We start from the raw sequence: 21,096 nt of genomic DNA on the forward strand, positions 1-21,096 counted from the left end.
TTATTGTACGTCTGTAAGTGTTATAGTAAAATCGAGTACCGAATTAGCAGGTACCAAGGATGATGGTGACTGTGTTCCGTAGGCGTAATAAGATGGGATAATTAACCTGATCTTTCCTCCTTTTTGTATTTTTTGAATCCCAAACTGCCATCCTAAAATTACATTTCCAAGTTTAAAAGAGGTTGGGGTTCCTTTGGTGCTATCGAAAATAGTACCATTTAATAATCTGCCATCATAATCTGCAGTAATCACCGTTGAGGGTAGATAACTTACGTTTCCTGTTCCAGGAGCTATAATCTGATAAAAAATACCACTCGCATCTTTTGTTGCCGGAATATTATTAGCCTTTACAAAAGCACTTATTGCAGCCGTATCAGCCTTAAACTGGGGAGTAGGATCGTAAGAATCATCAATAGATACATCTTTCTTACAAGCTGCAAAACATCCTGTGAGGCATATCAATAGAATAATATGTTTAAACTTAACCATCAATCGCAAAAATAAGCTTTTAATACGGATGCTACAATTTTTAACCTATTTTAACAAATAAGCCTATTGTTAACACTTAAGATAGGCCTACTGTGTGTTCGAAAGCTGGATTGTAAAATCCAATACTGAATTACCTGGAATAGAACCTACGGCTCCGCTTCCATAACCTAAACTTGGTGGAACAATTAATCTGATTTCACCGCCTTTTTGAATTTTAGGAATGCCTATTCTCCAGCCCTGTATTAATTCTGCCAGATTAAAAGTCTGCTCTTTACCGCCACCATTATCAAACACATTGCCATTTAACAACCTGCCCTCATATTTGATGGTGATTTTAGTATTGCTGGGATAAGTAAAAGAACCAGTACCTGGTTTAATGATTTGATAATATAGACCAGAGTTATCTCTAACGGCATTGATATTATTTTGTTTGATGAAATCGGTAATCTGTTTTTCAGGATCCTCATCTTTTTTACAAGATGAAACTGCAGCTACACATAAAAAGAGTATGGTGAGGAATCTAAATTTAATCATGTGCGAAAATAGGATTTTAATATCATAAAGGTAAGGACTTATTATTTTTTCAACTTCTGTCATGCTGAGGCACGAAGCATCTGCACCCGATGAAACAGATGCTTCGTGCCTCAGCATGACAGCATGTTATGAACTCCTGCCAGAAAAGAATAACGTTTTATTTAAGGTTGAAAATTAGTTAATAAAATTAAAAAGGGTTTAAGTTTTAGGTTATGCACCCAATCCTTAAACCCTGCGCCTTTCAGCCTTCTACCTTAAAAAATATACTTATTTGCCTCAATAAGCTGTTGTGCAACTCTTTGACGGGCCTCTTTAACATTAAACGGCTCCACTTTTGTAAAACGGCGCAAGCCAACCAACATCATGCGTTGCTCATCTCCTTCTGCGAAAGCCCAAAGTGCTTCTTTACCTGCTTTGGTTATGCCATCTACGGCTTCTACCAAATAAATCCGTAGTAAATCCAGCTGACCTGCAGACGCTGCTTCACCTCGTGTATTCACCAGTTTTTCTGTTCTCAGCAAAGCCGACTCAAGCACGTAAACATAACTGGCCATGTCGGCAATGTTCATTAAAATTTCCTGTTCTTTGCTTAAGGTCATCATCAATTTCTGAACCGCAGCGCCAGCCACCATTAAAGTTGCTTTTTTCAAATTAGAGAGTACCTTTTTCTCTGCAGCAAACAAGGTGGTATCTTCTTCACCAAAATCAGGAATGCTCATCAATTCAGCTGCAACCGCAGTAGCTGGCGTCATTAAATCCAATTCACCTTTCATGGCGCGCTTTAGCATCATATCAACGGTCAACAGTCGATTAATTTCGTTTGTACCTTCAAAAATCCGGTTGATACGGGCATCCCGGTAGGCCCTATCCATTGGTGCATCGGCACTAAAGCCCATACCCCCGTAAATCTGCACACCTTCATCTACCGTATAATCTAAAGCTTCAGAACCCCATACTTTTAAAATGGCACACTCTACCGCGAATTGCTCAACAGATTTCAGCCTGGCTTTACCAGATTCCATTCCACCTGCAACCAGTTGATCATAAGTATCATCAATATTCTGTCCGGCACGATAGTTTGCCGAATCAACAGCATAAAGTTTAGCAGCAATTTCTGCAATTTTGAAACGGATAGCACCGTATTTAGAAATTGGACGACCAAACTGGATCCGTTCGTTCGAATAATTAATCGCCGTATTTAAAGTTGCTTTTGAAGCACCGATAGCAGCCGCAGATAATTTGATACGGCCAATGTTTAAAATATTTACCGCGATTTTAAAACCATTTTCCCTATCGCTCAACATATTCTCAACTGGTACCGGACAGTCGTTAAAGAAAACCTGACGGGTTGAAGAACCTTTAATACCCATTTTATGCTCTTCAGGATTCATGGTAATACCACCGAAATCTTTCTCCACAATAAATGCGGTTAAGTTCTTATCATCGTCTATTTTGGCAAACACAATGAAAATATCAGCAAAACCACCGTTTGTGATCCACATTTTCTGACCATTGATGATATAATGTTTACCATCCTCGCTTAGTTTTGCCTTTGTTTTACCAGAGTTTGCATCTGAACCTGAATTTGGCTCCGTTAAACAGTAAGCGGCTTTCCATTCGCCCGAACCAAGTTTAGGGATATATTTTGCTTTCTGTTCTTCATTACCATAGTATAGAATCGGTAAAGTACCTATCCCTGTATGTGCGGAAAGTGCGACAGCAAAAGAGTGTCCGGCACCAACCACATCTGCAACCAACATGGAAGTATTGAAGTTTTTACCAAAACCTTCGTATTCTTCCGGTACTGAAACGCCGAGAATGCCCAGTTCGCCAGCTTTGGTTAAAAGTGTCGGCATTAACTCCGGGTCTTCCTGTTTATCTATTTTATCTAAATTGGGATAAACTTCAGCTGCCAGAAAATCGCGACAAGTCTGTGCGATCATCTGCTGCTCTTCATCAAATTCTTCAGGGATAAATACTTCCTGATAAGTGGTATCCTTAATTAAGAATTCACCGCCTTTAATTGTCTTTTTTTCAGTTGTTTCCATTGTTTTAGTATCTAGTAGTGAGTGTTAGGTATCAAGACAAATCTCTAGCTCCTGTACTCCCTATTGTTTCTTTGTTAGTATTAAGTTGTGAGTATCTAATATCAAAACATGACACCCTTATTGTTTCTTTGTTAGTATTAAGTACTAAGTATAAAGACTAAGTTCAAAAATTAAATATCCCCTTTGTTTCTGGCAATTCGATCTTGATACTCCTATCTTGATACCTCTCGATAGTCCTACTTAATAATTAATTTTCTTTCTAACGCATAAATCATTTTTTGAACTTCAGTAACTTTTTCAATTAATCCCGTTGAAAGAATGTCATCTAATAACCCAAGTTGATTTGATATAATTAGCTGTGTTTCCAACTCGAATGCTGAACCTTGACTAATCGTTAAAAAATATTTAAACTGGGGACCACTGCCTCTACCAGCCCCCTCAGCAATATTCGAGGCAATTGAAACTGAACATCTTTTCATTTGCGAAATCAGCCCAAACCTTTCATCACCAGGAAAAAATGATGTCGCATTATAAACTTCTACGGCTAGCTCAATAGATCTCTGCCAAACTTTTAACTCTTTAAAATTGTGCATATACTTTAGTATTAAATTATGAATACAAATACGTTTGGGGATGATTTTATAAACTGGTATACACCTATTATTCAATCTCGATACTTGATACTCCTATCTTGATACTATATTCTATAAAAGTTCAAAAATTCCTGCGGCACCCTGTCCTGTTCCTACGCACATGGTTACCATTCCATATTTCTTATTTTGTCTTTTTAATTCGTTCATGATCTGCACAGTCAATTTTGCTCCGGTACAGCCTAATGGATGGCCCAGTGCAATTGCACCTCCATTAACATTGATCACATCAGGGTTTAAATCCAATGTTCTGATTACGGCTAAAGATTGAGAAGCAAAAGCTTCATTCAACTCGATTAAATCGATATCTTCTTTTTTCAAACCAGCTTGTTTCAATGCTTTTGGAATCGCCTCAATTGGACCAATCCCCATGATGCGCGGCGGCACACCTGCAATACCGTAACTTACCAATCTGGCAATCGGTTCTGCATTTAATTCTTTCATTTTCTTTTCAGACACCACCAGAACAAAAGCAGCTCCATCTGATGTTTGCGATGAATTACCAGCAGTTACACTCCCAACAGCATCGAATACAGGTTTCAGTTTCGCCAGCTTATCTAATGTCGTATCTGCACGCGGACCTTCATCGGTATCAACCACGTAAGAACGTGTTTTCTTTTTAAGGTTTGCATCGAGGTAATTTTCATTTACGGTGATTGGCAGGATACCATCTTTTAAATGACCATTTTTAATAGCATGAATGGCTTTCTCGTGAGATTTTAACGAAAAGGCATCCTGATCTTCACGACTCACATTATATTCTTTGGCTACTGCTTCGGCGGTTAAGCCCATGCCCCAGTACCAATCCGGATTGTTTTTTGCGACCTCTGCGTTAGGCACGAGCTTCCATCCGCCAAAAGGCATTCCACTCATTACCTCTACCCCACCGGCAATGATACAATCGGCCATGCCAGCCTTAATTTTGGCAACCGCCGTAGCAATGGTATCTAAACCCGATGCACAGTAACGGTTTACGGTAACACCCGGAACTTTATCGGTATCCAGGCCCATCAGCGAAATCATACGGCCAATATTCAGCCCCTGTTCTGCTTCCGGAGTAGCGTTACCCACAATTACATCATCAATTTGTTCGTTATCTAAATTCGGAACCGACGCCACTAAAGCCCTGATTACTTCTGCGGCTAAATCATCAGCTCTTGTAAAACGGAATACGCCACGGGGTGCTTTACCCACTGCTGTACGATATCCGGCTATAATATATGCTTCCATTGTTTAGTATCTAGTAGCGAGAATTTTTAGTAACAGGTCTCAAGTATCGAGACTTAACCCTCGCAATATTTTATTTGTTAATTAATTTAAGTAAAATTCTATACGAAATTTTTGTATCCTGATACTTGATACTCATATCTCATATTTAACTCACTAATTTCTCAACGGCTTCCCTTTTGTAATAATACTTTGGATCCGCTCTAACGATTTCCGCTCTCCTGCGAGTGATAAAAATGCTTCTCTCTCCAGATCCAATAAATATTGCTCCGTTACTTCTGTTGGTGCAGATAAATCGCCGCCACACATTACATAACCTAATTTCTCGGATATTTTTTTATCATGTTCAGAAATGAAATGCCCGGCATACATGCTATTTGCACCAGCATACACAATTCCAAGGCCTTGCTTTCCTAATACTTTAATATCGTTTCGTTGAACGGGTTTGGTATATCCTGCATCGGCAAGTTCTATCGCTTTAGCTTTTGCATCGGCCAATAAACGGTTCCGGTTCATCGAGATCGAGAATTTATCTTTTTGCAGATAACCCAGTTCGTAAGCTTCGTAACCTGAAGTAGAAACTTTAGCCATACCAATAGTTAAGAAACGATCTTTCAGGGCATTCTGCACAATTTGATCATCTTTATATTCATCAGATGCACGCAAAGCAAACTCTTTTGTACCACCACCACCAGGGATAACGCCTACACCAAACTCTACCAAACCCATATAAGTTTCGGCAGATAGCTGCACGTGATCGGCATGTAAACTGAACTCGCAACCACCACCCAAAGTTAAATTATGAGGGGCTACCACGACCGGAATAGAAGAATAACGGATGCGCATCGAGGTATTCTGGAACATTCTGATCGCCATGTTCAATTCGTCCCACTCCTGTTCTACTGCCATCATAAAAATCATCCCTACGTTTGCACCCGCAGAGAAATTTGCACCATCGTTACCGATTACCAAACCACGGTAATCTTTCTCGGCCATATCGATGGCTTTGTTAATTCCGGAGATTACATCACCTCCAATGGTATTCATTTTAGTGTGGAATTCTACATTCAGAATGCCATCTCCCAAATCAATAATCGAAACACCCGAATTTTTCCAAAGCGTTTTATTTTCACGGAGATTATCTAAAATGATAAACTCATCAGTTCCAGGTAAAGCTTTATAACTTTTAGAGGGGATATCGTAATATTTTTTGACACCGTTTTCTACTTTATAAAACGAAGTATTTCCGGCATTTAGCATTTCGTGTACCCAAACTGCGGCTTTATTGCCATATTGTTCCATTCCTTCGATGGCTTCTTTTACGCCAACGGCATCCCAAAGCTCAAACGGACCTAATTCCCAGCCAAAACCGGCTCGCATGGCATCGTCAATACGATACAATTCATCAGAAATTTCAGGGATCCGATCAGATACATATTCAAATAAACCAAAGGAAGAATGGCGGAACAATTCGCCTGCCTTATCTTTTCCTTTGGCAAAAATTTTCATGCGCTCACGAAGGTTCTCCACCGGCTTGGTCATTTCTAAAGTCGCCGATTTTACTTTTTGCTGAGGCTTATATTCCAGGGTTTTTAAATCCAACGCCAGGATTTCGGTTTTACCCTCAGCAGATTTGGTTTTTTTATAGAAACCTTGTTTAGTTTTATCGCCAAGCCATTTGTTCTCTTCCATTTTTTGCACATAAGCAGGAAGTTTAAACAAATCGTGTGCTTTATCATCTGGACAGTTATCATAAAGCCCTTTAGCCACTTTAATCATGGTATCTAAACCTACCACATCCGACGTACGGAAAGTAGCAGATTTTGGTCTGCCCAATGCCGGCCCTGTAAATTTATCAACCTCCTCTACCGTTAAATCTAATTTTTCGACCAAATGCAAAAGTGCCATGATGGAATAAACCCCCACACGGTTGGCAATAAAGGCTGGCGTATCCTTACATAAAACAGTTGTTTTACCTAAAAACTTATCACCATAATGCATCAGGAAATCTACAATTTCCGGCTGCGTATGTGGCGTAGGAATAATTTCCAATAACTTTAAATAACGCGGTGGATTGAAAAAGTGTGTTCCACAGAAATGCGATTTAAAATCTTCACTTCTTTCCTCAGCCATCAAATGAATAGGGATACCAGAAGTATTTGAAGTGATTAAAGTACCTGGTTTACGGAATTGCTCTACCTGTTCGAAAACTTTTTTCTTGATATCAAGATTTTCGACAACGACTTCAATTACCCAATCGTAACCGGCAATTTTCGACATATCATCATCGAAATTCCCCGTTTTGATTTTATTTAACGCTTTTTTGGTATAAACTGGCGATGGATTTGTTTTTACAGCCGTTTGCAAAGCTGTATTTACAATCCGGTTTTTTACAGCTGGGCTATCCAGTGATAATCCTTTTGCCTGCTCTTCAGGACTCAAATCTTTAGGGGCAATATCCAGTAGCAAAACCTCAACACCAATATTGGCGAAGTGGCATGCAATACGGGAACCCATAATACCTGAACCTAGAACAGCAACTTTATTAATGCTTCGTTTCATCAGTATATATTTTTCTTTTTATGGTCTGATGTAACCTGTTATGTAAAAATTTACACAGCAGGTTTCATGATTATATTTATTAATCAACAGTATATGCTACTGTAATATCATTTAGTTTGATAAGCAGGTTAATAAAAGTCTCTTTTTCTTTTTTCGAGAAATGCTCATCAAGATATTCATTAAATTTTCGCACAACCCCTTTGGCTAATTGTTTTTTCTCTTTACCAAAATCGGTCAGAAAAACCTTTACCGAACGTTTATCACCTGCAGATGTTTCACGATAAATGAGGTTAGCCTCTTCCATGTTATTTAACATGCGGGACAAACTGGTTGCTTTAACCCCAAGCAAGCCGGCCAAATTCGATACCGCAGTTCCCTCAACATCATCTATATTAATAAGCATATAACCAATAGCCTGGGTAATCCCGAAACTGGATGCCATCTGATTGTATTTATTAAACATATTTTGCCAGGCAAACTTAACATGGTAATCTATGGTTTGTTGTTGTTTCATTTTCACTAATTTATTATGCTTGCATAACAAAGCTAATGAATGTATTTTGTTAATGCAATAGAAAAATTCAAAATATTTGTCAAATTTTTCTTATCATAGTCATACACAAAATGAAAACACGTTATATGTTAAAAGTGAAACAAATACTCTTGTTTAGTCCATTTATTTTATGGGCTACAATTTGCCAAAGCCAGGTATCTTATTTTGGAAAAGCCTTGTTAAACAGTCAAAAATTAGAGGTTTTTAAAAAAACAACTACCTTATTTACTTTGCAATACGTTGATTATGCTGAACTGGAAAAATTTGATCAGGCCATTAAAAAAAACTGGACAATTACACCATATAAAATTATTAAGCCCGAAGAGCTGGCCCGTTATGATACGCTTGCAAATTATTCTGTTTTTTATTTCGATGCTTATGGCGAGAAGTCAGACAGTACATACAACGTGAATATAATTTATGCACTGAAGTTATTAACGCCATCTAAAAAACCCAAGGTAAAAGAAGAAAGTATATTAGCAACAGTTACACTTTTTGCTGATCCTAACACAAATCTGCTGGTCAGAACGCAAGATCAGCAATATGGCACCAGAAGAAGTATAAAAAATAATATTCTATCCTATTTCTATAACAAAGCTAGTTTCTTCAACTGGTCGCCAGGCTTTTTAACGGGTTATTTAAAACAGATTAATGATGGATTGCTCGCAAATGAAAACTGTAACATAGATTACCAGTTTTATAATAAGGTACGCTTACCTGAACTGGCAAAGGAAACACTTTATATACCCGAATATATTAAGGAAGTATTTTCTTCAAGATTAACGCTTTTACCACCGTCAGGCATTATTGCTGAACCTTATAATTACAAACTTAAATTTATACCGTATAAAGAACTTGATAGTTTAATTCTGAATAAAACTGCCAACGTTAAATATGTGGTTTACACACAACGATCCAGCGATAAAATAATCAGTGTGTACGATAGTAAAGACGATAAAATTATTTATCAGCGCTTTTATCCGGAATCACCAAATTTTGAGATGAATGATTTAAGCGAGATTAAAAAGGTAATTGTTTCGCTTAAATAAGTGGAGTTCAAATAATATCTATTGTGCTGTCACGCTGAACACAGTGAAGAATCCCTAACAAAAGAGCCACTGGTTTTATAATTTCAAAAGACTGTTGCGCTAGAATTAGTTTAACAAAAGATCCTTCACTATATTACTTGTTGACAAACTTCAATAGAATGGTCGTCATCACGACCGCATCAACTCGAAATGGAGAGATTTATCAAAACAGATTTAGTTTCGCCGAGCACTCCGTAGTTCTCGATTAAATTACTGATGTAAACTCGGTAAAGGCAGCATTCCGCCCGAAATGACGGTAGACGAGAGAATCTTTAGATTAATCACCGTTATTTATATTGATTTTTATAAAAAAATTACCCCTCAAGATTGACAAATTCTCTTTATACTACTAACCAAAGCAGCTAGTTATTATAAACAAAACCTCTTAAATCAAAAAAAGTCCCGATAAAAATCGGGACTTTTTAATTGTTGTTAAAAACAGACTAGTAAAGTGTAAACTCTACGCGACGGTTTTGTTGACGACCAGCTGCAGTTTTATTAGTAGCAATTGGTTGACCCATACCGTAACCTGTAGCCTCAATACGTGATGCATTAGCGCCTTGAGAAACTAAATAAGCTTTTACAGATTCTGCTCTATCTTTCGATAAACGCAAGTTTAATTCTTTTGAACCTGTATTATCTGTATGACCAGCTAATTTTAAGCTAAAGTTTTTCTGAATCAATAATGCTGCAACTCTATTTAAGGATGCATAAGATTTAGAACGGATAGTTGCTTTACCTAAATCGAATTCCAGGTTTTTAATCGCTTCGTTAACTACCTTACGGTCTTCTTCAGTAACAATAACTTTTTCTACAACTTTTTCCGGCGTTTTTAACGGACAACCAGCTCCATCTACAACAGTACCTGCTGGTGTATCAGGGCATTTATCCAATTTGTCTGCAACACCATCACCATCAGTATCTTTCAAAATATCATTTAGTTCCGAACGTAATTTTGCATTATCAGCTTTTTGGGCATTCAACTCTGATTTTAAACCTTCTGCGGTTTGTTTCGCTTTTAAAGCTTCATCATAAGTTAAAGCAACCGGATTGTGGAAAGCCAATTGTTTTCCGCTACCTAAGGCAAACTCTAAACCGGCATAAGCATAGTTGTATTTATCATTTCCATTTTTGTAGTAACCATCTAAGTTATCGCCATCAACAAAGCTGATCGTCCAACCTAAATCGAAGTTAACTGCATCAGAAATTTTAAATTTTGCGCCTAAACCTACCGGGATGATTAATTCATTAATGTTTTTATCACCTGCATATAAAGATGTACCAGCTGCTGTGGTAATAGTAGGCTTATAACCTGCAATACCCGCACCTGCAGAAGCATAAAGTTGCAAAGCATTCTCTTTCTTAAACATATCTATATTGAACATGTTTACTACAGCACTTAAAGTTCCTGAATAAGACAACTGTGTGTCGAAAGCTTTTACAGGAGAGTTATTTACCGAACCACCTTCATAAGGCTCGGAATTATCGCCTTTTAATTTACCCCGAACTCCATCTAAACGAAGAGAGAAATAAGGTGTAAACTGTTTTTTGACGTAAAGGCCATAACCAAAGCTTGACTTGTTATTACTGAAATCATTTTTTCCACCCAATGGTGATAATGGCGTAAGTACACCGGCATTTACGCCGACAGACCAGGTCCTGAAGGTGGTTGATGAAGTTGCAGGACTTTCCTGAGCTGAAGCAGCCGACCCAATCAATAAACCAGCGAGTGCAACCGGTAGTGTTTTGAATAATTGTAGTTTCATAATTTTCTGTATAACGTTGAATAGCGTCTGATATCCTTTACAATAGCCATACCAAAAATACAGGCAGGTAAAAATACTTATCAACTTTTTAACACTAATTACCATGAAGCAACTTGTAGGAATAAAAAAATATTTAGTATATTAAGTACATCGCTATAAGCTACTCACTTAATGGATTTTATAAAAAACTTAAGTTTTAGACGTCAACATCTCTATTTTAGTTACCATTTTATAGATCAAAGGGTATACATCAGGTTTTAAAAGCATTCTGAAGTAGACAAATATTTACAAGTCTCACTTTTTGATCGATTATTACCTCATATTGTAAGCACATTTACCAATTTATTATACTAGCCAGTTTAAATATAAATGCCTTTTTGCTGTCACACTGAGGGATAATTTATGGTATAAAAATCAATATGAATGAACAGATAGATAAGGAAGGTGAATTGTCTCGAAGTATCGTTTCAAACGGAGTAGAGAACCCGAAGGCTCTGCAAAGCAAAATCTTTTAAATTTGATTTCAATAAATAGTATAAAGATCTCTCCGCTTCGCGTTGCTCCGGTCGAGATGACGGCCATTCTGTTGGAGTCTGTCAATGGTAGGATAGTCGATTACTTTATTAATGTGTTGAAATAGTCTTCGAATACACTCAGACTGACATACGAAATAAATTTTATTTAATTTTAAACATGCTGTATATTAATTGATATCGCCCGCAAATTTCCATCGCGTACTAAAATTTTCTGGTAATCGCTGGTTGGTTAATAAGGCCCTTACCATTTCTACCGGCATATTATTTTCATACAATATGCGATTATGAAACTCGATATTGGTCATTTTACCGCTTTGTACCAATTCGTTATGCAACGCCCTAAACTGTAATCCACCTAACATGTAGCCAATTTGATACAATGGCCCATACCCCCCGGTAAACGATCTGCGTACTTCTGCCTCTGCATTGGCACGTTCAAAACCTACACGATCTACCAAAAAGTCGATGCACTGCTGAGGTGTCCATTTACCTAAATGATAGTTCATCGAAAAAATAATACGTGCACAGCGGTGCATGCGCCAAAAAAGCATTCCAATTTTATCCTCCGGAGATGTTGCAAAATTCTGGTCCCAAAGCAACATCTCCCAGTACAGCGACCAGCCTTCCGTCCAGAAAGGGGTGCCAAATACCTTGCGATAAGGCTTGTAGCGGCTTTGCATAAAATATTGAAGGTTGTGTCCCGGAATAAGTTCATGAAAAACTACAGCTCTGGAAAAATGCCTGTTGTTACCGCGCAGGGTCATCATTTTGGCATCTTCGCTCATATCTTCTGTCGGATAAGCAATTAATACAGATTCGCCACCCAGAAAAAACGGTGCATATAATTGTTCCTGCGGACTTAACATGCGCATGCGCCAGCCTTCTTTGGCCAGGGGAGGAATGGCGATGAGGTTATTTTTCTCTACAAAATTTATGGCTTCATTGGCTAGTTCATAAACCAATTCGGGCTGTTTACCCAATTCAGGGTAATCAGTTTTTACCTTTTCCAATGCTTTTTTCCAATCGTTACCAAAGCCCATTAGTTGCGAGGCTTTAAGCATTTCTGCATCGCACCAGGCAAATTCCCTCATGGCAATAGCCTCAATCTGCTCAGGTGTATAGGCAATCATCTCATCGTTTAAGCTGCTTAATAAAGCTATTCTTCCTATCGGATTACCAATAATACCACTTCCATCGTCTTTGGCATTTGAGGTTTTAGCTATTTTACCCAGTACAGCAGCATATTCATTTACTGCACCTACTACATCCGGATAAACTGCTTTTGTGGCTTTGGTAAATTGCGGATCGTAACCATTATAAAATTTATAAGCTTCAGTAAATACAGCCAGGTATTGATTCACAGTTTGCTGTGCCCATGAAGCCTGTACTGGCGTCACAATTAAATCTTTGTTTTTTACTGCCTTTGTGGTTTTCTGAATGGCCTCTTTCAGTTGTTCGAACTGTTGTTGGATAATTTTGCCATCTTGTTGCGTACCAATCCTCCGTTTTGCCTCAAAATCTAATACTGTTTTGGCAAATGGCAAAGCAAAAATATTGCTTTTAAATTCGGTGTATTGCTGTTGCAAATTTGCCGAGTCTGATCGGATATCGCGTTTAAGCAAAATATAATCTACCCTTTCGTTTACAGTTAGCTTGTTAAAAGGCAATGCCCTTAACTGTTTTTGCCATTCAGCATAAAAGCCTTGCATCCGCTTAAAATATTCATCCGATCGCTTGAGCGTATATTTACGGTTAAGCATGGTCACATCTGATTGGTATTGATTAATCAGTGGACTTATCAGGCTGGCTTCATTAGTTTGAGCGTGTAATTGTACCGCAACTGTTAGAAATAAAAACAGGGAAAATAGTTTGCGCATAGCGATCCGTACATTTTGAATTAGTTGACGCAATATAACTAAACCGCTAAGCATTTGCTGCAGGGCGCCTATGTAACTTATTTAAAGCTATTTGATTAAAAGTAACTCAGGTCGATCATAATTTCTTGCCCTAAAAACAGTTACCAACCGATGGCTTTATCATCTCCCCTCGGGTCAGCACCACCCTGATAATTTCCCCATTTTGTCTTTAAAATAGCATCAACCCTACCAATCGGGCCTCTTTGTATGATTTTATAGCCTTTTGCTTTTAATTTCTCTACTGATAAACTATCGATGGCATCTTTTTCTACATACACCTCATCCGGTAACCATTGATGATGAAACTTTTTAGCCGCTACAGCGGATTGCATAGGCATATCGAAATCGATTACATTAATAATGGTTTGAAATACAGAAGTGATAATAGTTGATCCGCCTGGTGTACCTACCACCATAAATAATTTTCCATCTTTCTCTACAATGCTTGGCGTCATAGAACTTAACATTCGTTTATTCGGTGCAATGGCATTGGCTTCTCCACCTACTAAGCCATACATATTGGGTGCGCCAGGTTTAACAGAAAAATCGTCCATTTCGTTATTCAACAAAAAGCCAGCTCCTTTTACTGCAACCAGCGATCCATAAGAGCCATTTAAAGTAGTGGTAATGGAGACGGCATTTCCATCGCGGTCTACAATGGAGAAATGTGTGGTTTCTTCGTGTTCTGCACCTTTTATTTCGCCAGCCAAAACAGCACTGCTTGGCGTTGCTGCTGTCCAGCTAAAGTTTGCCATTCGACTTTTATTATAGGAGGCATTTAATAATTGTTGTTGTGGCACGGCGTAAAAATCAGGATCGCCTAAATATGTTGCGCGATCGGCATACACTCTCCTTTCGGCTTCTACAATCACCTGCACGGTTGAATCGGCATTGTGTCCCCATTTTTTTAAAGGATAAGGCTCTACAGACTGGAGCAATTGGATCAGTGCTATACCTCCACTAGAAGTAGGCGGCATAGTAATAATTTTGTAGCCCCTATAGTTACCGGTTATGGGTTTACGCCAGATAGCGTGGTAATTTTTTAAATCTTCTCTTGTTATAAGTCCTTTGCCGCGTTGCATTTCTGCCACAACCGAATCGGCTACAGCACCTTCATAAAAACCTGCCCTGCCTTTTTCCTGGATCTGTTTTATGGTATTACCAAGTTCTTTTTGGATCAAAAGATCATTTTCCTGCCAGGTTTTTTCCAAATTTACAAGGGCCGTTCCATTTGGATTAAAATCCATAAACTTTCTATGCAAAGCATTCAATTCACCAGCCTGCCTTTTAGTAATTTTAAAACCGTTTTGCGCTAAATTTATTGCCGGCTGCAATACTTGTGCCCAGGAAAGCCTTCCGTATTTTTTGTGTGCCTCTACCATACCATCTACAGATCCTGGTACGCCCGCAGCTAAATGGCCGTAAAGACTTTTATCAACAACCGGATTGCCAGCAGCATCCAGATACATATCTCTGCTGGCTGCCGCAGCGGCTTTTTCTCTAAAATCTAAAGCACTGATTTCGCCGTTTGCACCACGATATACCATAAAGCCACCCCCGCCAATATTCCCTGCGTTAGGATAAACTACTGCAAGCGCGAACTGAACTGCAACGGCTGCATCAACAGCATTCCCTCCTCTTTTTAAAATATCTATACCCACCTGCGACGCTTCCGGATGGGCAGAAACCACCATTCCATTTTTATATTCACCGCTGTTGTTTTTACCCAATTGTCCGGTTACACAGCCAGCGAATAACAACACAGTGCTTAGGTATATTAACGATATTTTTAGGTTATTGAGGGGCTTTATAGTTTTCCGCATCTTTATATATTTTTTCTATTACCTCATTGTTTTTTTCGGTAATTACCTTTCTTTTCAAACTTAATTTTGGGGTAAGCTCACCGCCATCTATGCTCCACTCTTTAGCTAACAATGCAAATCTTTTTACCTGCTCCCATTTACCAAACCCTACATTTGCGGCTTCGATAACCTCATTATATTTAGTAAGCACCTGTTCGTTTTTAATAATCTCTTCATTCGAGGTAAAAGTAATGCCTTTTCTACCTGCCCAGGTTTTTAAGGTTTCGAAATTAGGAACGATCAATGCAGAAGGGAATTTTCTATTTTCACCCAAAACCATAATCTGTTCGATAAAAATCGATTCTTTATATTTATTCTCCAGCATTTGTGGAGCAACATACTTACCGCCTGCTGTTTTAAACATTTCTTTTTTACGGTCGGTGATTCTTAAAAAGCGGCCATCAACCAGTTCTCCAATATCTCCGGTATGGAACCACCCCTCTTTATCTATCGCTTCATCAGTTAAGTCAGGTCGGTTATAGTAACCTTTCATTACCTGATGTCCCCGGGTTAAGACTTCTCCATCTGGTGCTATTTTAACTTCCACACCTTTAATTACTTCCCCTACCGTTCCGAACATGGTTCCTCCCAAATGGTTAACCGTAATTACCGGCGAGGTTTCAGTAAGTCCATATCCTTCAAAAACAGGCATACCAGCTGCCCAGAAAATTCTCGCCAGACGCGGATTTAGCGCTGCTCCGCCAGATACGATCACCACGATTTCGCCGCCTAAAGCTTCCTGCCATTTTTTGAAAACCAACTTACGGGCAATCCCCAATTTAAAGTTATACCAGGCACCTGCATCAATGGTATATTTTTCGGCTAAAGCTACAGACCAGAAGAAAATTCCTTTCTTAATTCCAGTTAATGCTTTACCCTTTTCCATTATCTTATCGTATACTTTTTCGAGAAGCCTTGGAACGGTAGAAAATACATTGGGTTTTACATGCTGAATATCGGCTACAATAGTTTCCATACTTTCTGCATAATAAATTCCGGTATAATTGAACAGATATAAATAAATGATCATCCGCTCGAAAATGTGTGATAAAGGCAGAAAACTTAAACCTTTTTTAACGCCTTCTGGTATAACTACGGCTGAGTTTACAAAATTTGCGACTAAGTTATTGTGTGTTAACATTACTCCCTTAGGTGTTCCTGTTGTACCTGAAGTATAAATTAAGGTTAAAACATCTTCAGGCTCCACTTTTGCGCGATATTCTTCCAAATCGATATCGTTACTCGCTTTGCCCAGTTCAATTAACGTATTCCAGTTTTCGACTTCCGTAATTTCGTTAAAGCTATAAATTTTAATATCCGGGTTTATGGCATCGGCACAAGGTTTAATTTTTTTATGCAAATCTTCATCAGCCACAAAAATAATGGCGATTTCTGCATCTTTTAAGATAAACTGAATATCGTGCTCGGCTAAAGTTGGATATAATGGAATCTGATAAGCCCCAATCTGGTTGGCCGCAAAATCGGCAATATTCCACTCTGGCCGGTTGTGCGACATTACAGCAACCCTGCCCCCTTTGCCTATGCCCTGTTTAATTAATCCACGGCTTAGGTTATCTACAGCGTTACAAAAATTGACTGTACTATAATTTATCCATTTTCCGTTAATTTTTCCGCTGATGAATTCCTGCTTAGGATTTTCGAGGCTGTATTTCAAAAGATCAAAAACCCGTTTAATTTCTGCCGCCATATCAATTGTATATTATTTGGTTAAATTATAAAAATCAAACATAAAGATTGCCACCTATTATGCCTTTTTAATTAAAATAATACCTCGCAGTTAGTAAAATGCTGCATTTATTTTACATTAAAAATATTTTAATAAACTTAGTAATTACAAAATTACTATGCAAGCATTGTTTTTTATCCTGATGGAATTTTTACCAAAAAAACAGAAACGGCATTAAAGTTGTTAGGGTGATAATTATTTACAAAACATTTAAATTATGAAAAAGTTATTTACAATTTTAGGATGCATTGCATTGTTTGCCCTTACTACAACAAACGTTAAAGCCCAAAACTACAAAACCGGATTAGGTTTAGGCATTGATTTTGGTGATGGCGCAACATTGGTTGGTCCATCAGTTAGGCATCACTTTAGCCCTAAAGCAGCCATTCAAGGTGATGTATTATTTGGTGGAAATTCTACTATTATACAGGCATTTCTTCAATACAATTCATCTATCCCTGGTGCAAAAGGTTTAGACTGGTATTTAGGTGGTGGTCCTTCGATTCAATTGTATGATGGTGGTTCTAGTTTTTACCTGGTTCCGATGGTTGGTTTAGATTATAAATTCTCTGGCGCACCTTTGGCATTGGCTTTAGACTGGAGACCTAGATTATATATCGGAAGTAATGATAGCGATTTTAACGCCGGAAGATTCGGTTTAGGCTTCAGATATACTTTTTAAGCGGAGAGCGTTTGGCGCTGAGTGCTGAAAGACTAAAGCAAAAGTATATGGTATAAAAAATCCCGTAGGAAATTAATCTTACGGGATTTTTTATGCCTTGAACTATAGACTCAAGACTGAGGACTTAAGACTACGGATTAAACACCCGTCCATTTTTTTAATACTGCTTTTTGTGCAGGAGTTGCATTTTCGTTAACAGTTACATTTAAGCGTACACTTGGATTCTCTTTCAGGGTTAAAGAAATTTCCTTCTCTAATCCATCACGTTTAACCATAACTTTCAATAAATCACCAATATTCTTTTTACCTACCAATGGGATTGCATCTAAAGAAATCATCGGGCTTTTTAACCTTACCGTTGATAGTGCATCACTTAGTGATGAATCATCTAAACTGAGTACCACATCATTTACGTTTAACCCGCTAATCCAGGCTGCAGAATTTCTTGTGGTAGAAGTAATCACCAAACCATCGTTGGTCAACTGGCCAGAAGCACCTGTAACCGGTTTGCCTGGTGTTGCATTTTCGGTCGATATATCTACACCCGCATAACCGAAGTATTTCACATAATCTACATCATCTACCCCGTTAACATATTTTGTCCAGAAATTGGTAAAGCTAATTCCAGCTATTTTCTCTACCATTGCTTTAAACTCTGCATCGGTGTAACCCCGTTTTAATGTTTTGCATTGCAGGTACATGGCTTTCATTACATCATCTAAGCTTTTAGCACCTTTGGTCGCGTTAATAATTTCGAGGTCCATCAAAATTCCAATCACTTCGCCTTTGTTATAATAAGATATTGAATTATTCTTTGAGTTCTCGTTCGGGCGATACCCTATAATCCATGCATCATAACTAGACGAAGCGGCCGACTGGTATTTGGCACCCGGGGTATTTAAAACTGTACCTACGCCACCTGCTAAATCTTTCAAAAATTCGCTCACGTCAGTAAAACCGGCACGGTGCAAATATTTGTTTTCGTAATAAGAGGTAAAACCTTCGGCAACCCAAAGATTGGTGGTGTAATTTTCGTTATCGTAATCGAATGGACCTAAAGCGATAGGGCGCAAACGTTTCACATTCCATAAGTGGTGATACTCGTGTGCAACCAAACCTAAAAAGCCTTTATATCCTTCAACAGTATTGTAAGCATTTCTTGTAGCACCTAAAGTGGTAGAGTTTAAGTGTTCTAAACCACCTCCACCTTTTAAGAAATTATGGACAATGAAAAGGTAATATTTATTAGGGTTTTCGCCATAAACTGCAGTTTCTTTTTCTACAATTTTGGCCATATCTACTTTTAGCTTTTCTTTATCATAATTACCCCCACCGTACATGGCCACTTCATGGCGCACACCTGCGGCTGTAAATTCGAAAATATCCTGGTTACCCACTTCAATAGGGCTATCGTAAAGAATATCAAAATCGGTTGCCTTATAAGTAAACTGCTCGCCAGCAACCGGGGTTAATCCGGTAGAAACTTTGCTCCAAGTATTAAAAGGAATAATTTTCACTGTACTTGGCGATTTAATCATGCCGTCAGGATGCATAAAAATCCCTGTTGGGGATAAGAAAGCGTGAGATTCGTCTATAAATGGTGTACGCACCGAAATTTCAAATGCATAAACACGGTAATTGATCTGGATTTTAGCCGCTTTGGCTGAAAAAATTCTCCAGGTGTTTTTCTTTACTTTTTCAACTTTTACGGTCTTACCTGCTGCAGTTGCCTTAAATTCTTCTACACTTTTTTCAAACTCGCGGATCAAATAAGAACCCGGGGTCCAAACCGGCATTTTTACATCTACATAATCTTTTATCAGTCCGGAAATATTCATCTGCACCTCTGCATAATGCGCTTGCGGCTCTTTAAAAGAAACCTCAAAGCCTATTTTTACCTGCGCCTTCGCTGCCATAATACACGTTAGTAGTAAAACTAAACTTAAAATTGATTTTTTATTAAACATATTCACTGTGTTTTGCTGCAAATTTAGATTTATTGATGGTGTTTTAATATAAAATAGCTAAATGTGTTGTAAAATAGTTGTTTCTGTTTGCCCCGCGTTTGGCGTTGGGGGATATGCGGAATGCGGATGGAACTTTAACAGCCCAAGTGGCACCAGGCATTAGTTTGTTCATTTTCGACGGATAATAATTGATCGCTACTTATTATTTTTCATCCAAACTATAAACTTTCCCGCTTCAGACTTCGAACTAAAATCGGTAACATCCTTAATACAACAAATTTAGGACTAAACTATTTGAATATTTTTACGCTCTAATTCTGGAACATTAATCTTATTTTAATGTTTGGAATACGCACGACACAAATATAAACATGAAGAAAAGGTATATTATCTATGCTGTTTTAGCTATAGGCCTGGCTTATTTAGTCTATTACAGAATTAACGCTAACAAGAAACTCGAAGGAAAAGGCGGGGCATCTGCGGGGGCAGGGAAAGGTAAAGACGGGGGTAAAGGAGGTTCTTCTGCGCCATTGGTAGTTGATGGAATTATAGTTAAGCCAGTATCGTTTGACAATGACCTGGAGATAACCGGTGCTATTGATGCAAACGAATCGGTTGTATTGAAAAGTGAAGTATCAGGATTGGTTACCGGAATTTATTTCCAGGAAGGTACAACGGTATCAAAAGGAAGTGTGCTGGTGAAAGTAAACGACAGAGATATACAGGCGCAATTGCAGGATGCGTTGACCAAACAAAAACTTTCGGGCACAAACGAGAACCGCGCAAAACAATTGCTGGCCAAAGGTGCCATCAGCCAAGAGGAGTACGATACTTCTTTAGCTGATTTAAAATCATTACAGGCACAAGCGCAATTAATCAGGGCGCAGCTGGCCAAAACTACTATCCGGGCACCTTTTACAGGCCGCGTGGGTTTACGCAGTATTTCTGCCGGCACTTATTTAACCCCGGCAACGGTAATTGCAAACCTGGTGAGTACCAATCCGGTTAAAGTTACTTTTTCTGTTCCGGAGAAATATGCAGGACAGATTAAAGTAAATTCTGAAATCATATTTACTACCGATGGTTCTTCCAAAGAAAATAAAGGAAAAGTTTATGCGATAGAGCCAGGGATTAATGCCACTACCAGAACATTACAAATCAGGGCTTTGGCACCAAATGCAGATAATGCGCTATTACCAGGGTCTTTCGCCAAAATTAAACTGGCCCTAAATACCCTTCAAAATGCCATTCTGATTCCAAACGAAGCAGTTGTCCCGGTTTTAAAAGGAAAAATCGTGTACATCCAAAAGAATGGCAAAGCAAAGGAAGTTAAGGTAGAAGCCGGCACCCGTACCGATGAAAACATTGTGATTACATCAGGATTAAAAGCTGGCGACACAGTACTGACTACCGGATCAATGGCCTTGAAGAAAGATGCTCCTGTAAAAGTTCATTTGGTAAAAGAATAA

15 protein-coding genes are annotated in these 21,096 nt (G+C 38.4%); 3 read left to right on the forward strand and 12 right to left on the reverse strand.

Annotation, left to right across the window (positions count from 1 at the left end; translation table 11 throughout):
* From FFJ24_RS18110 to FFJ24_RS18140, 7 genes are all read right to left on the reverse strand, one after another.
* Positions 1–489: an FKBP-type peptidyl-prolyl cis-trans isomerase gene (locus tag FFJ24_RS18110; protein WP_138818537.1), complete on the reverse strand. Its 489-nt coding sequence runs from the start codon at positions 487–489 to the stop codon at positions 1–3.
* 87 nt (positions 490–576) lie between these two features.
* Positions 577–1,140 (reverse strand): FKBP-type peptidyl-prolyl cis-trans isomerase, encoded by a 564-nt coding sequence (locus tag FFJ24_RS18115; RefSeq protein ID WP_246862650.1) that lies wholly within the window; start codon positions 1,138–1,140, stop codon positions 577–579.
* A gap of 137 nt (positions 1,141–1,277) precedes the next feature.
* Positions 1,278–3,071, reverse strand: coding sequence for an acyl-CoA dehydrogenase family protein (locus FFJ24_RS18120; protein ID WP_138818539.1), 1,794 nt, complete (start codon positions 3,069–3,071; stop codon positions 1,278–1,280).
* A 236-nt stretch (positions 3,072–3,307) separates the two neighbouring features.
* Complete coding sequence (locus tag FFJ24_RS18125; protein ID WP_138818541.1) at positions 3,308–3,664, reverse strand: four helix bundle protein; 357 nt, start codon at positions 3,662–3,664, stop codon at positions 3,308–3,310.
* 111 nt (positions 3,665–3,775) lie between these two features.
* A complete protein-coding gene (locus FFJ24_RS18130) occupies positions 3,776–4,951 on the reverse strand; it encodes an acetyl-CoA C-acyltransferase (protein ID WP_086547852.1) in 1,176 nt (391 codons plus the stop codon).
* 153 nt (positions 4,952–5,104) lie between these two features.
* Positions 5,105–7,510, reverse strand: a complete 2,406-nt coding sequence (locus FFJ24_RS18135) for a 3-hydroxyacyl-CoA dehydrogenase/enoyl-CoA hydratase family protein (protein ID WP_210419391.1) — start codon at positions 7,508–7,510, stop codon at positions 5,105–5,107.
* Between the two features lie 79 nt (positions 7,511–7,589).
* Positions 7,590–8,024, reverse strand: coding sequence for a MarR family winged helix-turn-helix transcriptional regulator (locus FFJ24_RS18140; protein ID WP_086547854.1), 435 nt, complete (start codon positions 8,022–8,024; stop codon positions 7,590–7,592).
* Between the two features lie 110 nt (positions 8,025–8,134).
* Here FFJ24_RS18140 and FFJ24_RS18145 point away from each other — a divergent pair, with 110 nt between their 5' ends.
* Positions 8,135–9,112, forward strand: coding sequence for a hypothetical protein (locus FFJ24_RS18145; RefSeq protein WP_138818545.1), 978 nt, complete (start codon positions 8,135–8,137; stop codon positions 9,110–9,112).
* 482 nt (positions 9,113–9,594) lie between these two features.
* On the opposite strand, the gene FFJ24_RS18150 is transcribed toward FFJ24_RS18145, so the two are convergent.
* The 4 genes from FFJ24_RS18150 to FFJ24_RS18165 all read right to left on the reverse strand — a co-directional run bounded on the left by FFJ24_RS18150 (position 9,595) and on the right by FFJ24_RS18165 (position 16,939).
* Entirely contained in the window at positions 9,595–10,917 is a 1,323-nt protein-coding gene (locus FFJ24_RS18150; RefSeq protein WP_138818547.1) for a DUF6089 family protein, read from the reverse strand.
* A 703-nt stretch (positions 10,918–11,620) separates the two neighbouring features.
* Positions 11,621–13,330 (reverse strand): DUF885 family protein, encoded by a 1,710-nt coding sequence (locus FFJ24_RS18155; RefSeq protein WP_138818549.1) that lies wholly within the window; start codon positions 13,328–13,330, stop codon positions 11,621–11,623.
* Positions 13,331–13,470: 140 nt separating this feature from the next.
* Positions 13,471–15,192: a gamma-glutamyltransferase gene (gene ggt, locus FFJ24_RS18160; protein WP_138818551.1), complete on the reverse strand. Its 1,722-nt coding sequence runs from the start codon at positions 15,190–15,192 to the stop codon at positions 13,471–13,473.
* The gene (locus FFJ24_RS18165) at positions 15,164–16,939 is read right to left on the reverse strand and encodes a long-chain fatty acid--CoA ligase (protein WP_138818553.1); all 1,776 of its coding nucleotides are present in this window, start codon (positions 16,937–16,939) and stop codon (positions 15,164–15,166) included. Before FFJ24_RS18165 ends, ggt begins: the two co-directional genes overlap by 29 nt.
* Before the next feature lie 256 nt (positions 16,940–17,195).
* Here FFJ24_RS18165 and FFJ24_RS18170 point away from each other — a divergent pair, with 256 nt between their 5' ends.
* The gene (locus FFJ24_RS18170) at positions 17,196–17,660 is read left to right on the forward strand and encodes a hypothetical protein (RefSeq protein WP_138818555.1); all 465 of its coding nucleotides are present in this window, start codon (positions 17,196–17,198) and stop codon (positions 17,658–17,660) included.
* A gap of 137 nt (positions 17,661–17,797) precedes the next feature.
* Here the strand turns inward: FFJ24_RS18170 and FFJ24_RS18175 are convergent, their stop codons facing one another.
* Positions 17,798–19,627 carry a M61 family metallopeptidase gene (locus tag FFJ24_RS18175; protein ID WP_138818557.1) on the reverse strand — a complete coding sequence of 610 codons (1,830 nt, stop codon included), beginning with the start codon at positions 19,625–19,627 and terminating at the stop codon, positions 17,798–17,800.
* A gap of 371 nt (positions 19,628–19,998) precedes the next feature.
* Between FFJ24_RS18175 and FFJ24_RS18180 the strand changes: the two genes are divergently transcribed.
* Positions 19,999–21,096 carry an efflux RND transporter periplasmic adaptor subunit gene (locus FFJ24_RS18180; protein WP_138818559.1) on the forward strand — a complete coding sequence of 366 codons (1,098 nt, stop codon included), beginning with the start codon at positions 19,999–20,001 and terminating at the stop codon, positions 21,094–21,096.

Source organism: Pedobacter sp. KBS0701, assembly GCF_005938645.2.
GTDB lineage: Bacteria > Bacteroidota > Bacteroidia > Sphingobacteriales > Sphingobacteriaceae > Pedobacter.